Annotated in this window: 10 protein-coding genes; 3 read left to right on the top strand and 7 right to left on the bottom strand. The window is 70.8% G+C overall.

Features of this window, described 5'->3' with window-relative positions; all coding sequences use genetic code 11:
• Window positions 1-149 precede the first annotated feature (149 nt).
• Complete coding sequence (locus QMK28_RS08140) at window positions 150-1532, top strand: L-serine ammonia-lyase (protein WP_326436344.1); 1383 nt, start codon at window positions 150-152, stop codon at window positions 1530-1532.
• On the opposite strand, the gene QMK28_RS08145 is transcribed toward QMK28_RS08140, so the two are convergent.
• The 3 genes from QMK28_RS08145 to QMK28_RS08155 form a co-directional block, all read right to left on the bottom strand.
• On the bottom strand, window positions 1519-1860 hold the full coding sequence (locus QMK28_RS08145) for a hypothetical protein (RefSeq protein WP_326436345.1): 342 nt from the start codon (window positions 1858-1860) through the stop codon (window positions 1519-1521). The genes QMK28_RS08140 and QMK28_RS08145 overlap by 14 nt on opposite strands.
• The gene (locus QMK28_RS08150) at window positions 1860-2117 is read right to left on the bottom strand and encodes a DUF1906 domain-containing protein (protein ID WP_326436346.1); all 258 of its coding nucleotides are present in this window, start codon (window positions 2115-2117) and stop codon (window positions 1860-1862) included. Before QMK28_RS08150 ends, QMK28_RS08145 begins: the two co-directional genes overlap by 1 nt.
• Window positions 2118-2335: 218 nt before the next feature.
• Window positions 2336-2674 carry a hypothetical protein gene (locus QMK28_RS08155; RefSeq protein WP_326436347.1) on the bottom strand — a complete coding sequence of 113 codons (339 nt, stop codon included), beginning with the start codon at window positions 2672-2674 and terminating at the stop codon, window positions 2336-2338.
• Between the two features lie 279 nt (window positions 2675-2953).
• On the opposite strand from QMK28_RS08155, the gene QMK28_RS08160 reads away from it, so the two are divergent.
• A complete protein-coding gene (locus QMK28_RS08160; RefSeq protein ID WP_326436348.1) occupies window positions 2954-3748 on the top strand; it encodes an AfsR/SARP family transcriptional regulator in 795 nt (264 codons plus the stop codon).
• A 45-nt stretch (window positions 3749-3793) separates the two neighbouring features.
• On the opposite strand, the gene QMK28_RS08165 is transcribed toward QMK28_RS08160, so the two are convergent.
• The 4 genes from QMK28_RS08165 to QMK28_RS08180 form a co-directional block, all read right to left on the bottom strand.
• The gene (locus QMK28_RS08165; protein ID WP_326436349.1) at window positions 3794-4255 is read right to left on the bottom strand and encodes a hypothetical protein; all 462 of its coding nucleotides are present in this window, start codon (window positions 4253-4255) and stop codon (window positions 3794-3796) included.
• Window positions 4256-4488: 233 nt separating this feature from the next.
• A complete protein-coding gene (locus QMK28_RS08170) occupies window positions 4489-4896 on the bottom strand; it encodes a DUF6114 domain-containing protein (RefSeq protein ID WP_326436350.1) in 408 nt (135 codons plus the stop codon).
• Entirely contained in the window at window positions 4887-5564 is a 678-nt protein-coding gene (locus tag QMK28_RS08175) for a DUF6230 family protein (RefSeq protein ID WP_326436351.1), read from the bottom strand. The genes QMK28_RS08170 and QMK28_RS08175 overlap by 10 nt, the downstream gene beginning before the upstream one ends.
• 100 nt (window positions 5565-5664) lie before the next feature.
• Window positions 5665-6777, bottom strand: a complete 1113-nt coding sequence (locus QMK28_RS08180) for an SDR family oxidoreductase (protein WP_326436352.1) — start codon at window positions 6775-6777, stop codon at window positions 5665-5667.
• Between the two features lie 394 nt (window positions 6778-7171).
• Between QMK28_RS08180 and QMK28_RS08185 the strand changes: the two genes are divergently transcribed.
• The gene (locus tag QMK28_RS08185; RefSeq protein WP_326436353.1) at window positions 7172-14983 is read left to right on the top strand and encodes an SDR family NAD(P)-dependent oxidoreductase; all 7812 of its coding nucleotides are present in this window, start codon (window positions 7172-7174) and stop codon (window positions 14981-14983) included.
• Window positions 14984-15152 lie beyond the last annotated feature (169 nt).

Consider the following 15152-nt stretch of genomic DNA (forward strand, 5'->3'; position numbering starts at 1 on the left):
AACGGCGCACACGTCACCGTTCCCGCCCCGATGAGACGTATCCGCCCTGATACGGCAAACCACCCGCATCCGTCGGCTTGACTCGCTACCCACCGAGTGCCCGGCGGCCCATTCCCCGCTACCGCGGGGATGATCCGGAGTCCGCCACCATGGCCATATCCGTCTTCGACCTCTTCTCGATCGGCATCGGCCCGTCCAGTTCCCACACCGTCGGCCCGATGCGCGCGGCGCTGATGTTCGCCCGCCGCCTCAAGAACGACGGTGTGCTGGCCCACACCACCTCCGTGCGCGCCGAACTCTTCGGCTCGCTCGGCGCCACCGGACACGGCCACGGCACCCCGAAGGCCGTACTGCTCGGCCTGGAGGGAAACTCCCCGCGCAGCGTCGACGTCGAGCACGCCGACGAGGAGGTCGAGCGCATCCGCAGCACCAAGCGGCTGCGACTGCTCGGCGCGGAGATCGGCGACGCCCACGAGATCGACTTCCACGAGCCGACCCAGCTGATCCTGCACCGCCGCCGCTCACTCCCGTACCACGCCAACGGCATGACCCTCTTCGCGTACGACGCCGACGGGCTGCCCCTGCTGGAGAAGACCTACTACTCGGTCGGCGGCGGCTTCGTGGTGGACGAGGACGCGGTCGGCGAGGAACGCATCAAGCTCGACGACACCGTGCTGAAGTACCCCTTCCGCACCGGCGACGAGCTGCTGCGCCTCTCCCGCGAGACCGGCCTGTCCATCGCCGCCCTGATGCTGGAGAACGAGAAGACCTGGCGCACAGAGGACGAGATCCGCACCGGGCTGCTGGAGATCTGGCAGGTCATGCAGGCGTGCGTCTCCCGAGGCATGTCCCGCGAGGGCATCCTCCCCGGCGGCCTCAAGGTCCGCCGCCGCGCCGCCAACTCGGCCCGCCAACTGCGCGCCGAGGGCGACCCGCTGGCCCACTCGATGGAGTGGATCACGCTCTACGCGATGGCGGTCAACGAGGAGAACGCGGCGGGCGGCCGCGTCGTCACCGCCCCCACCAACGGCGCGGCCGGCATCATCCCCGCCGTCCTGCACTACTACATCAACTTCGTGCCGGGCGCGGACGAGGAAGGCATCGTCCGCTTCCTGCTCGCCGCGAGCGCGATCGGCATGCTCTTCAAGGAGAACGCCTCCATCTCCGGCGCCGAGGTCGGCTGCCAGGGCGAGGTCGGCTCCGCCTGCTCCATGGCGGCCGGCGGCCTCGCGGAGGTGCTCGGCGGCAGCCCGGAACAGGTCGAGAACGCCGCCGAGATCGGCATGGAACACAACCTCGGCCTCACCTGCGACCCGGTCGGCGGCCTCGTCCAGATCCCGTGCATCGAGCGCAACGGCATGGCGGCCGTCAAGGCGGTCACCGCCGCCCGGATGGCGCTGCGCGGCGACGGCAGGCACCACGTCTCGCTCGACAAGGTCATCAAGACGATGAAGGAGACGGGCGCGGACATGAAGTCCAAGTACAAGGAGACGGCGCGGGGCGGGCTCGCGGTGAACGTCATCGAGTGCTGATGAACCGCTCCTGAACAGGGGGTTCTCGTCTTTCAGTGCTGTCACGACCTTCCCCGTCCGCACGGCGGATCGTCCCTGACCCCGCTCGTTGCAATACCGCTGGAAGCGGGTGAGGTTGCCGCCGCCGACATAGTGGGCGGCGGAAGGCGTCCGCTATGTTCTTGCCACCCTTGACTGCCTTGGCGATGAGGTAGCCGTCGGCGTCCTCGATCAGGTCCGTGTAGCCGAAGGACGTCAGAACACCAGGCTTGGCGAGGCGTGCCTTGCCGTAGGCGCGGCCGTCGGGGTACCTGTCGTGGTCCCGGCGCCACTCGCCGTAGAACGTCATCAGGTCGCCGCCCCAGCCCGCCACGTCACCGCGGGGGAGGCCAGGGCGGAGCGCACGCCGTTGAAGTACGGGAGGATGTTGCTGGTGATCTCCTCGCTCGTGGCGTCGTAGTCGACCGCGAAGTAGATCGTCGTGCCCCGGTTGAAACCGTAGTGCTCGGCGCGCCCGTGCGCCTTGAGGCCGTGCTGGTAGCCGGAGGAGTAGGAGAAGTCCCCGAGCTTGCGGGCACCGTACTGGAAGATCGGGAAGCAGCGCATCCCGGCGTCGAAGATGGTCGCCGCGCTTGATCAGCTCGCCCATGGTGAACGGACCGAAGCGGTCGGCGAGCGTCTTGATGCCCAGTTCGTGCTGGAAGGCGCGGGTAAGCGCGAACATCGTCGACCAGCCGGTGCGCCCGTTCTCGGGACACGCGTTGTAGCCGGAGACGCCCTTGTACGTGGAGTTGACCCATTTTTGTGCCTTGAGCACCATCGCGTCAGCCATGACCGATGCCTTTCGGTAAGAGAGTGATGTGTAGGCGGTAAGGATCCGTGCCGGCTCGCGCGCCTGGTGCTGGACGAAGTCCCGGGTCGGGAACGCTGCGCCGGCGCTCCGACTCCCTTGCCGCCAGCGTCGTCAGAGTGGAGCCCGCGCAGTGCCCGTACAGGGCGAATAGTCCCTTCGCCGACGCGGTGATGTCCTCGACGATGTGGCTCGCGGCCTCCTCCCACGTCAGCAGCGGCTCGTCGCGTACGGACGGCTCGTAGCCCGGCAGTCCGGCGACCCCTGGCTCCATCCGCGCCGGCAGTCGCTCCGAGGTGGTGGCTGTTCCCATGCGGGAAGCCTGTTACGGCTCACTCTTCGCCCGCTCTCGAAGCGGTCTTCCTCCCGTGAGCGGTTTGAGGATGGCTCGGCAGCGGCCAAGACTCCTTCGAACAACATGAGAAACACAGGAGCAATGCACCTTCGTTGGGGCGAATCGAAGGGAATTGTGCGCAAGAAGGGTGGAAGCTTTCCTTCCGAAACGCGCAAAGATTGCATTAAGTGACATTGACGTCCAAGCAGCGATGGATCCTGGGGGATCTACATCAACAGCCGCATACCCGCACAGTGGGTGAAGGACCGGATTAACATCTCTGTGCTGGGGCCGGTGGTCGCCGCCACCGCACGGGAGCCGCTGGCCATCTGCGGGGATCGACAGCGCAGGACGCTTGCCTCACTGGCCCTCTCTCGCGGACAGATCGTGCCCATCGACCGGCTCATCCACGACGCCTGGGGAGACCGGCCGCCCCGTACGGTCGGCGCCCAGTTGCAGACCAGCATCTGGATGCTGCGCCGCGCACTGGCCGCGGCAGGCGCGCCGCAGAGCGCTGTCGTCTCCTATGCCTCCGGCTACCAACTGGATCGCCCGGCCTTCGTCGTGGACGTGGACGAGTTCCGCCACTCGGTGGGGAACGCCAGGGAACTCCACCGCCGGGACCGGCCCGAGGACGCGCTGCGTGCGCTGAACGACGCGCTGGCTCTATGGCCGGGCCCCGCGCTGGCCGATGCCGACAGCCCCGCCCTGCGGGCCAGGGCAGCGCGACTGGAGGAGGAGCGGCTCGCCGCCCTTGAACAGCGCATCACCCTGGACATCGAGCTGTGCCACTACGAGCAGGCGATCGGCGAGCTGCTGGACCTGGTGCCCCAACACCCCTTCAGGGAAGGGCTCTACGCTGATCTGATGCTGGCCCTGTACTGGACGGGGCGGCAGTCCGAGGCGCTGGCGGTGTTCCGCGACGCACGCGCCACGCTCGCGGGCGAGCTCGGCATCGCTCCCGGACCGCGGCTGAGCGCGCTCGAACAGGCCGTCCTGCGGCAGGACGGCGAGACGCTGCGCCGGAGCGGCGGCCTGGCGCGGGCGCGCTGACCGCCGCGGGGGCGGTGCCCCGTACTGGTTCATGCCTGCGCGAGGTCAACAGCCTTGGCCGGCCCGGAAGGTCATGCGCTCGCCTCGGAGGTCGTCGGCGTCCAGGCTCACGCCTCGCGCGTGGACGTCGGCCAGCCGGACGTAAGGGAACGGGATCGGTGGCAGCGCTCGTGTGGACAGGGCCACTGGCAGCAGGCCGAAGAGGCGGCCGGTGAGCAGTTCGGCGCTCAGGCGTACTGATCCGCGGGCGGTGACTCGGTTGGCGACGACGCACAGATGATCGGCTCCGGTGTATTGCAGGTGGAGGGAGTCGAGTGAGACGGAGTCGGCCCGGCATACTCCGCCGGCGATCGGAAGGGCGGGGCACAGCAGTCCGGTGACGGTCATCGTGCGCGCCGTCAGGCTCACCGGGCCGCCGAGTCGGGGGGCCTTGATTCCGGCGGTCTCGGCGGCGGGGGTGGTCGCGTCGCGGGCTTGGCCCGTCAGGCATGCGGCCAGTGCTGACACCTGGGCGGAGCCGGCCGGGGCGCGGGAGGGCAGCGTGTCGGGCGCGCAGCGCGCCTCGGGGCGCGGTTCTGGTCTCGGCTCCGGTGGGGGTGGGATGTCCGGGCCAGTGTGCGGGGGCGTGGGGGTTCCGGGCCCCGGTGGTGGGGTCGCGAAGGTTGGCCACAGGGGTGCGGCGGTAAGGATCATGACCTGTGCCAGCAGGGCGAGCATGCTCCGGCGGACAGCCGTGGAGGTCACGAGGCGGGCTCGGGCGCGGGTTGTGGCGGTACCACGCGCCACGCCATCGCGAGGGAGCCGCCGAGTACGGCGAGGAGCATGCCCACGAGGAAGCCGCCGAGGTTGGCCATCGGGCCGGAGACGATCCCCAGCACGATGGCCGCGCAGCCAACCGGTCGCGCCCGGTGCGGCCGCCACACCACCAGCGCGGCGCACGCCGTCAGACCGAAGGCGATGAGGATGGCCGAGGTGGCGCCGATGCCCTGGAGGCCGAGCAGTTCGGGGCGTCGCAGCGGGAAGTAGGCGAGTTCGACGGCGGAGGTCGCCATCAGCGCTGCGGCGAACAGGGGGCGGTCGCGCAGGAGTCGGCGGCTCCGGCCGACGCGAGCGGTGAGTCGCGGGAGGCCGGTGGGGGTCACAGGCACGAGTGGTCCCCGAGGGCGACGGCCATGCTCGCGTCCTTGAGGCTGAAGGTGGCTGCCGTGATCGACCAAGCGCGCAGGCGCAGATGGTCGATCTTGAGGGTGCGGGCCTGCTGTCCGTAGGTGCCGGGGGCTCCCTGGGCTCCTGGTACGGAGTCGAGGGTGGCGGCGTCGCGTCCCATCTGCACGCGGCCGAAGGTCATGTCGCCTTCCATGCGGTCCATGTCGATCACCATGTCGTCGGCTTGGACCGGGTGGTCCTCGCCGGAGCGGATGTTCAGCGTGATGTCCCCCAGGGGGGTGTGCGCGACGGCGGACTGGCACAGGTTGGTGATCTTGGCGCTGCCGACGCCCGCGACCGCCACGGCGTGGTGGCGGCCTGCGGCGTCGGTGGTGTGGGAGGCGAACTGCACCGCGTCGGTTCCAGCCAGGTGGTCCGCCCTGACCTGGAAGGTGCTGCCGGAGACGGCGAAGGAGATAGGGACCGCTCCAGCCGTGGTCGCCCACAGGGTTCCCGCGGACAGAGTGAGGGCGACCGTCGCGAGCAGAGCGAAAAGGCGCCGGTCGGTGTGCGACCGCGACCGCCTGCCCACCGAGGCCGCCCCGGTGGCGGAATCGGTCCCCTGCCTGTCCCCGTCGCCCTCGGTGGCTCGGCTGTCGGGCGTGAACATGGGACTCCTCCGCCGATTCGTGATCTTGGCAACGAGCACAACGAGAGAGGCGGGTGCGAGACACGATGAAGCGTGGCTGCCTGACATCCCGCGTAGGGGATCAGGCGCCGACGACGCTGTCGGCGTTCTTCATGCTGCGGGCCAGGTACGCGCTGTCGATGGGGTCCGGGTCAGGAAGGCCGTCCACGGCTCGGAGCAGGTTCGTGCGGTCATAGGTGCGGCGCAGCGCGGTGAACGCCGCCAGGCCGGTCAACTGTTCATCGACCTGCGCCTCGTACGGTGTCGGCGCGGGCAGGGTTGTGACGATCTCCACGACCAGGCCCGGGTAGGCGTGCTCGAACGCCCGCATGAGAACGCCCATCGAGGTGTTGTGGGGGTGCGTGATGTGTATCGTGCGCACGCCTGTTCCTCGATGTGCCGCGGCACGCACCATGGCGTGTGCCGCGTAGTCCACTTGGAGCATGTTGAGGGATCCCTCCGGGTCGGCCCGGAGGCGGATGTGGAGGGTGCCGATGTCGCGCCGGAGCGTCGCGCCCGCGTCGTCGGTGACCGTCAGGCCCGCGTCGATCAGGCGCGTGACAGGGTTCAGGGACTGGGACGGCAGCCCGTCGGGGATCACTTGGTCGAGCACGAGAAGGCTGGGGCGCATGATGGTGACGGCCCGGCCGGTGCGCGCGGCCCACGCGTGGATCAGGCGCTCGCCGTTGAACTTGGTCTCCTCGTAGTAGGTCTGGAATCCGGCCTCCTCGCTCAGGTCGTCTTCCATGATGTGGCCGAGGCGTCGTCGGCCGGCGACGTAGGCGGTGCTGGTGTGGAACAGATGCGCATCGGGTGCCTCGTCTGCCAGCTCCAGCACCGCCCGGGTTCCGCCGATGTTGGTCTTGAACAGTGCCCCGGGGTCGCCCTGGAGAGCCACCCCGGCAGCGCAGTGCCAGATCGCGGTGAGACCGCCGGTCGCTTCGGCGGTCTCGCGTCGGCTGAGTCCCAGGCCGGGCTTGGTGAGGTCGCTCTCGACGTAGCGCAGGCGTTCCAGCGCGCCTGGGGGCGGCGGCGCGGCTTGCGCTGCCTCCAGCACCGCCTCGATCCGGTGGCGCAGTTGCCCGGGGGCTCCCCGTCCCAGGACGGTGATCGTCTCGTCCGCACCGTCGTCGAGCAGGCGGCGCAGGACGCGGGAGCCGAGGAATCCGGTGGCGCCAGTGATCAGTACGGACAAAAGGGGCTCCTGAGGGATCTGGCGCGCATTTTTGTGGGCACCGGGCGACAGAGGACGGTAGGCGCTTCGACGTCGCCACACTAGAGCGCGGCCAACCGCCGTCCACGCCTCGCATTGCGGGGCTCTGGTTGAGGGCGGACCGTACGCGGCGTCGATTCCTCCGACCGGCCAACCCCGTTCGCCCCGGATGTACCAGAAAGACGACGTGTGGGGCGTTCACCCGAAAGAGTCGCGGCCGGACGTACGGTGGCGCCTGCCGGTGCAATTCCCCACAGGGAGGCACCCTCCACGCCGGCAGCTTTGTGTTACCGAATGCACACTGAGAGTGTGTATCCCGTATGACAGCGGTCGGCTGAAGTGCTCGCCGCCGTGAACGCGGACGAGAAGGGCTCACATGCATCGGGACAGGGAAGCCGCACGTCGGGAAGCCATCGCCATCGTGGGAGTGGCCTGCCGGCTGCCCGGCGGTATCGACGGTATGGACGGCCTCTGGGGCGCCCTGGAACAGGGCCGGGACCTCATCGGCCCGGTGCCCGAGGACCGGTTCGAGGCCGACCGGTTCGTCGACACGACGCGCCCGCGCGTCGGCAAGAGCTACACCGCCGCCGGCGGCTTTCTGGATGACATCGCCGGCTTCGACGCCGGCTACTTCGGCATGTCCCCCAAGGAGGCCGGCCAGGTCGACCCGCAGCACCGGCTCCTGCTGGAGCTGACGGCCGAGGCCCTCGACGACGCCGCCATCGCCCCGGAGGCGCTGGCCGGCTCGGACACCGCCGTCTACGTCGGGATCTCCGACAACTCCTACGGCTTCATGCAGATGACGTCGCCGCACACGATCAACGCCTACACGATGTCGGGGGCCGCTTCCTCCATCGCCGCCAATCGCCTCTCCTACACCTTCGACCTGCACGGTCCCAGCATGGCCATCGACACCGCGTGCTCGTCGTCGCTGGTCGCCCTGGACCGCGCCTGCAGCACTCTGTGGGCGAATACCAGCCGGGCCGCGCTGTGCGGCGGAGCGAACATGCTGCTGTCGCCGTCCCACTACGTCGGATTCTCCCAGGCGTCGATGCTGTCGGTCCGCGGCAAGTGCGCCTCCTTCTCAGCCCAGGCCGACGGGTTCGTCCGCGCCGAGGGCGGCGCGGTAGTCCTCCTCAAGCGGCTGAGCGACGCGCTCGCCGACGGAGACCGCGTCCACGGCGTCATCCTGGGCAGCGCCACCAACAGCGACGGCAAGACCATGGGCCTGGCCCTGCCGAACCCCCAGGCCCAGGAGGACCTGCTGCGCCAGGTCTACGCCGACGCGGGCGTCAGCCCCGACGAGGTGGTGTACTTCGAGGCGCACGGCACCGGCACTCCTGTCGGCGACCCGCTGGAGGCGCAGGCCATCGGCCGCGCGCTGGGCATCCGGCGCGTCACCGGCGACCTGCCGATCGGCTCGGTCAAGACCAACCTGGGGCACCTGGAGCCTGCCTCCGGTTTGGCAGGCCTGTGCAAGGGACTGCTGGTGCTCCAGCACCGGACGGTGCCCGCCTCGCTGCACTGCGAACAGCCGCACCCCGACATCGACTTCGCCGGACTCGGCCTGCGGGTCGAGACCCGACGGCGGCCCCTGCCCGCCACCGAGCGCCCCGTCGTGGGCGTGAACTCCTTCGGCTTCGGCGGCGCCAACGCGCACACCATCCTCGCCGCCGCCCCACCCGTCGCGGAACCCGCCGCGTCCGCGATGCCGCCCGAGGGGCTGCCGGTCCTGGTCTCGGCACGCACCGAACAGGCGCTGACCGAAGCGGTGGCCCGGATCGCGAGCCGCCTGGCCGATACGCCGCCCCAGGAGTTCCGCGACCTCGCGTACACCTCGTGCCGCCGTCGTGGCCGGCACGAGCAGCGCGCCGTCGTCCTGGCCCGCACGCCGGACGAGGCGGCCCGCGAGTTCACCCGGCTCGCCGACCTCGACGCTGTCCCCGACACCGCGCCGCGAGCCGTCGGCGAAGCACCGGGCGCGGATAGCCTCCAGGACGATTCGACACCGAAAGACGAGCCCGCGGCGGGAACCCTCGCAACTGCGACGGAAACCACAACCGAGACTGCGACGGCAGGCACCGAACCGGCCGGCGAGGCGGCATCGTTCGCGGTCGGCGCGCGGGCCAAGGCGGTCGCCCGGGGCCGGATGGTGTTCGTCTTCTCGGGCAACGGATCACAGTGGGCCGGCATGGGCGCCGACCTGGCGCGCAGCGATTCCGTCTTTCGCGACGCGGTGGCCCGGGTGGACGAGGAGCTGACTCCTCTCCTGGGCTGGTCGGTGGCCGAGGCGCTGGCCGAGCCTGCTGAGCGGTGGCGGCTGGGGGCGACCGAGGTCGCGCAGCCGCTGCTGTTCGCGGTGCAGGTCGGCGTGGCGGCCACGCTGCGCGAGCGGGGGATCGAGCCCACGGCGGTGCTCGGGCACAGCGTCGGCGAGGTCGCCGCGGCGCATTGCGCCGGCGCGCTGACGCTCCCCCAGGCGGCGCGGGTCATCGCTGAACGCAGCCGGGTCCAGGGAAGCACCCGCGGCGGCGGCCGGATGGCCGCGGTCGGACTCTCGGCGGAGCAGGCTGCCGACGAACTGGCCGCGTATGGCGGTCGGCTGGAGCTCGCCGGGGTCAACAGTGCCCAGGACGTGACCGTCGCCGGCGATGCCCATGCGCTGGCTGAGCTGGGCGAACGCCTGTCCGGGCGCGGGGTGTTCTTCCGTGACCTCGACCTGGACTATGCCTTCCACAGTCGCTCCATGGACGGCCTGGAGGAGCCGCTGGCCACCGCGCTGGCCGGTCTGGCGCCCGGGTCGGTCGCGATCCCGTTCTATTCCACCGTCACCGGCGCCCGGGCACGGGGCGCCGACCTGGACGCGGCGTACTGGTGGCACAACGTGCGCCGGCCGGTCCGGTTCGCCGACGCGGTGGAACAGGCGATCGAAGACGGCGGCGATGTCTTCCTCGAAATCGGCCCGCACCCGGCCCTGCGGACCTACCTGCGGCGCATCGCCGCCCAGCGCCCGCGGGTTCCCGTCACCGTCCTTCCGACCCTGGGCCGCGACGGCGACGGACCGGCGGCCCTCGCCACTGCCCAGGCGGCGCTGATCGCCACCGGAGCCGACCTCGACTGGGCCCGGTACTTCCCCCACCCGGGCCACGTCACCGACCTGCCCGCCTACCCCTGGCAGCGCGAACGGCACTGGAACGGCACCCGCGAAAGCTGGATCAACTCCAGCGGCGACGGCATCCTGCGCCACCCGCTGCTCGGCGAACGGCTGCCCGCCCCGCACCCGGTGTGGCAGGCCACCATCGAACCGGTACTCACCCCCTGGCTGGCCGACCACCAAGTGGCCGGCTCCGTCGTGATGCCGGCGACCGGCTTCGCCGAGATGGCCCTGGCCGCCGGACGGGCCCTCGCGGACGGGCCGGTGGAACTCGAACACCTCGACATCAGCAACGCCCTGGTCATCCCCTGGACCGACCCGTCCGCGATCCGCACCCAGGCCGCCGTCCACCCGGACGACGGCACGGTGACCCTCACCAGCACCGACCGCACCACCACCACCACCACCGACCCGCGACCGCACGCCCGGGGCCGGGTCCGTGCTCTCCTGCGCGCCCGCCCCGAACCCATTGACCTCGGCGCGGCCCGCGCCCGCTGCCCCCGGCTGACCACCGCCGACGAGCACTACCGGTCCTGCGCGGCGGCCGGCCTCACCTACGGCCCCGCCTTCCAGGTCCTGCGCGAACTGCGGGTAGGCGAGCGGGAAGTCGTCGCGCGCTACCACCACGACACCCCCGGCGATCCCTACACCGCGCACCCGGCGCTGGTCGACGGCGCCCTCCAAGCCGGAGCCCCGCTGCTGGCCACGAGCGTGTCCGACGGGCACGCCTACCTGCCGGCCGCCATCGGCGCCGTCCGCGTCTGGACCACCCCCACGACCACAGGCCAGGTGTGGGTGCGCGAGCGCTCCCGGATCGGCGACGAGGTCTGCTGGGACATCACCATCACCGACGACGACGGGAACGTCAGCGTCCAACTCGACGGCTGCCGCCTGCGCCGCCTCGCCGTCGGCCGCCGCACCCCCCACACCACCTACCACACCGAACTGCGCGCCGCCCCGCACCCCGAAGCACCCTGCCTACCCTCCCCGCTGCCCTCCCCGCAGGCGGTCGAAAAGGCCGCCGGTGAACGCATCGCCGCCCTCCGCGCCGACTGGCACCAGGCGGGCTACGAACGGTTCGCCCCTGTCGCCAAAACGAGCACGGCACGCCGTTACGGCACGGCCCTCGCCGGCCTCCTTCCCGACCCGGCCAGGCCCTTCAGCGTGGACGATCTGGTGGCAGCGGGCATGCAGCCGCGCTACCGCCGCCTGGTCACCCTGCTCATTCCGCTGATGGAACGACACGGCGTCCTCGCGCCGGAGCCGGACGGACGATGGCTGCTGACCGCGAGGGACTTCCCCGTCGATTCACTCACCTGGCAGGCCACTACGGACGTACCGAAGTTCGTCACCGAAATCGCGCTCAGCTCCCACCAGGCAGCTCACCTCAAGCAGGTGCTGCGCGGTGAGGAGGACCCGTTGGACCTCCTGGTCTCGGATCCGGTGACCCGGGCTCTGGAGCAGTTCTACGACACCGCCCCCGTATGCCGCTTCCACAACCGCGTCGCGCAGGCGCTGCTGCGCGAAATGGTGCGCGACTGGCCGGCGGATCGTCCGCTGCGTGTCCTGGAGCTCGGGGCCGGCACCGGCGGTACCACGGCCGCGCTGCTGCCGCTGCTCCCGGCGGAGCGGACCCGCTACTGCTTCAGCGACATCTCCCCGCTGTTCTTCTCCCGGGCCCAGCAGCGCTTCGCGGCCTACGACTTCATCGACTACCGCACCCTCGACCTCGACAAGGACCTCACAGAACAAGGCCACCCGGCGCACGGATTCGACGTTGTGGTGGCGGTCAACTCCCTCCACACCGCCAAAGACCTGGAAGCGGCGCTGCGCGGGGTGGCTCCGCTGCTGGCACCGGGGGGCCAGCTCCTGGTATCGGAGTCACACGACCCGGAGATGCTGGCCCCGATCTTCGGCACCCTTGACAGCTTCCACGGCAACACCGACACCGACCTGCGGCCCCGCTCCCTGCTGCTGCCGCGCGAACAGTGGCCGCCCCTGCTGGAGCGATGCGGCTACACCGACGTCATCCAGACCGGCCACGACGCGAAGCCCTCGCGCGAGCACTTCTCGGTGCTGCTCGCCGTCGCCCCGCACAGCACGCCGGCACCACCGCCCCCACCGTCCGCCGCCGGTCCGGGCACGGCGTTCGTCATCGCGGCCGAGACGGCCGACGAGGACCAGCTGGCCCACGCCGTCGCCGAGGTCCTGAACTCCGGTGGCGACGCGACGGTGCGCGTCACCCGAGCGGAAACCGACACGACGGCCTGGGACCGACTGCTGGACTTCACCACCGTCCCCGAAGACGCCGCCATCACCTCCCCGGTGACGATGGCCGCGACCCACACGGTCGACATCATGTTCGTCCTCGCGGGTTCCTCAGGTGACGAGCCGCAGGATCCGGTCGCCAAGGCCGTGGCCCACGCCTTGACGCTGCGCGCCATCGCGGCCGCCTGCGAGGCTCTGCCCCGTGCGGTGCGCACCCGGTTGTGGCTGGTGACCCGGTCCAGTGGGGCCGTGCCCACCTTCGCCCGCATCACCGATCCCGTCGACGCCGCCGCCTGGGGGGTGGCGCGGTGCCTGGTCAACGAGCATGCCGACCTGGAGGGTCGTCGCATCTGCCTGGAGCGGAGCGCGGACCTGACCGCCGACGCGCGGCGGCTGGCCCGCGAACTGCTCGACCCCACCGACGAGGACGAGATCGTCCTGACGGCGAGCGGCCGGTTCGTCCCCCGCGAGAAGCACCGCCCCACCGCCCGGCCGACCGAGGACCCGATCCCGTTCACCCTGCGGGTACGCAACCCCGGACTCTCCTACGGCCTGGCCTGGGAGGAGGTCCACCAGCCGGAACCAGGGCCGGGAGAAATCGCCGTCCAGGTGCGGGCCGCCGCCCTGAACTACCGCGACCTGATGCAGGCCACCGGCCTGCTGCCCGCCGAAGTCGTCGAAGGCACGCCGTCCGAACACGGACTCGGCCTCGAATACGCCGGCGTCATCACCGCCTGCGGCCCCGGCGTGATCAGCCTCAAACCGGGCGACCGCGTCGCCGGCATGGCCGCCGCCTCCCTGGCCACCCACACCGTGACCCCCGCAGCGGCCGCCTGGGCCATCCCGGACGACGTCACCTACAGTGAGGCAGCCACCGCACCCGTGGCCTTCGCCACCGTCATCTACAGCCTCAAACGCCTGGCCCGCGTCCAGGCCGGCGAGACGATGCTGGTCCACGGGGCCGCGGGCGGCGTCGGACTCGCGGCCGTCCAGTACGCCAAGGCACACGGCATCACAGTGATCGCCACAGCGGGCAGCGACCTCAAACGCGCCTACCTACGCGCGCTGGGCATCGACCACGTCCTGGACTCCCGCAGCCTGCACTTCGCCGACCAGATCCGGGACATCACCGGCGGACGGGGCGTCGACATCGTGCTCAACTCCCTCGCCGGCGAAGCCATCCCCCGCAGCCTGGAACTGCTCCGCCCCGGAGGCCGCTTCCTCGAACTCGGCAAACGCGACATCCACGAGAACAAACCCCTCTCCCTGCGCCCCTTCGGCAACAACATCACCTTCTCCGGCGTCGACCTCACCGCCATCACGGAGGTGCCTCAGGAGATCAGTCCGGTCTTCGCGGAGTGCGAGAGGCTGCTGCGCGAGCGGGTGTGCCGCCCGCTGCCGCACAGCGTCTTCCCCGCGGCCCGCGTCGCCGACGCCTTCCGCCTGATGCAGCACTCCCGGCACATCGGCAAAGTCGTCGTCACCTTCGACCCCTTGGACGAACCCCCGACGGTCGAGCCGATCCCCCGCCCGCACACGCTGCACCCGGAAGCCACCTATCTGGTCTCCGGCGGACTGAGCGGCTTCGGCGCCGCCACCGCCGGCTGGCTCGCCGACCGGGGTGCCCGCCACCTGGCCCTGGTCGGCCGACGCGGCGCCAACACCCCCGAAGCACCCCAGATCCTGGCCACGCTCGCCGAACGCGGGGTCACCGCCACGGCGTACGCCGCCGACGCGGCCGACCTGGACGCCATGCGGAACATCGTCGACACGATCGACGCGAACGGCCATCCGCTGCGCGGCGTGGTCCACTGCGCGATGCACCTCGACGACGCCCCGCTCGTGGATCTGGACGCGGAACGCATCGCCGCCGTACTCAAACCCAAGATCGGCGGAGCCGCCGTCCTGGACACCCTCACCCGAGGCCGGGACTGCGAACTGTTCCTCCTCTACTCCTCCGGCACTGCCCTGTTCGGGAACGTCCAGCAGACCGTGTACGCGGCGGGGAACCTCTATCTGGAAGCCCTGGTGCGCCAGCGGCGACAGCAGGGACACAGCGGCCTCGCCATCGCCTGGGGAGCCATCGGTGAAACCGGCTACGTGGCCCGCAACGGGCTGACCGAGAGTCTCAAGAGCCTGGGTCTCGAAGCGATCCTCCCGCACGAGGCATTCGCGGTCGCGGAACGCCTCTTGGACTCCCACGCCGTCGTCGCGGGCACGGGGCGCTACAACTGGGCCAGAAGCGGCGCGATCCTGACGTTGCCGAACACTCCGCGCATGGCGAACCTGGTCCCCGCCCGCGGCGAACAAAACGGCTTCACCCGCGAAGACCTCCTCAGCGGAATGCCCAGCGAGGAAGCGCTGGCCTTCCTGACCGAGAACCTGACCACCCTGCTCGCCCAAGTCCTCCACATGGACTCCACCCAGCTCGACCACAACCGACGGCTCGACGACTACGGCATGGACTCGCTGATGGGCGCCGAACTGCTGATCTCCCTCCAGCAGCGGTACCAGGTCGACATCCCGCCCATGGAACTCCTGCGCAGCAACGGCACAATCGCGGACATCGCCCAGATCATCCACCTGCGCCTCGGCCTCGGCCAAACCGGCGCCACCCCGGCCGCCACCCCGGCCGCCACCCCGGCCGCCACCGCGACCGCCCATCCATCCTCAGAACCACACCCGACCGACGACGCACCCGCTTCCATTCCGCTCCAGCAGCCAGCGCCCGCTGAGGAGATCACCAGCACGCCCACGATGGCCTAGCGACGGCACCCGGGACGCGGGGCGCGAACTCCGTTCGGAGCAACGCCCCGCGTCCCGGGACCCGACCATTCAGCTGCCGGCATGAAGTCCAAGTACCAGGAGACGGCGCGGCGCGGCGCGGCGCGGCGCGGCGCGGGCTCGCGGTCAACGTCATCGAGTGCTGAGCCGA

The sequence above is a fragment of the Streptomyces sp. H27-D2 genome, assembly GCF_035828615.1.
GTDB lineage: Bacteria > Actinomycetota > Actinomycetes > Streptomycetales > Streptomycetaceae > Streptomyces.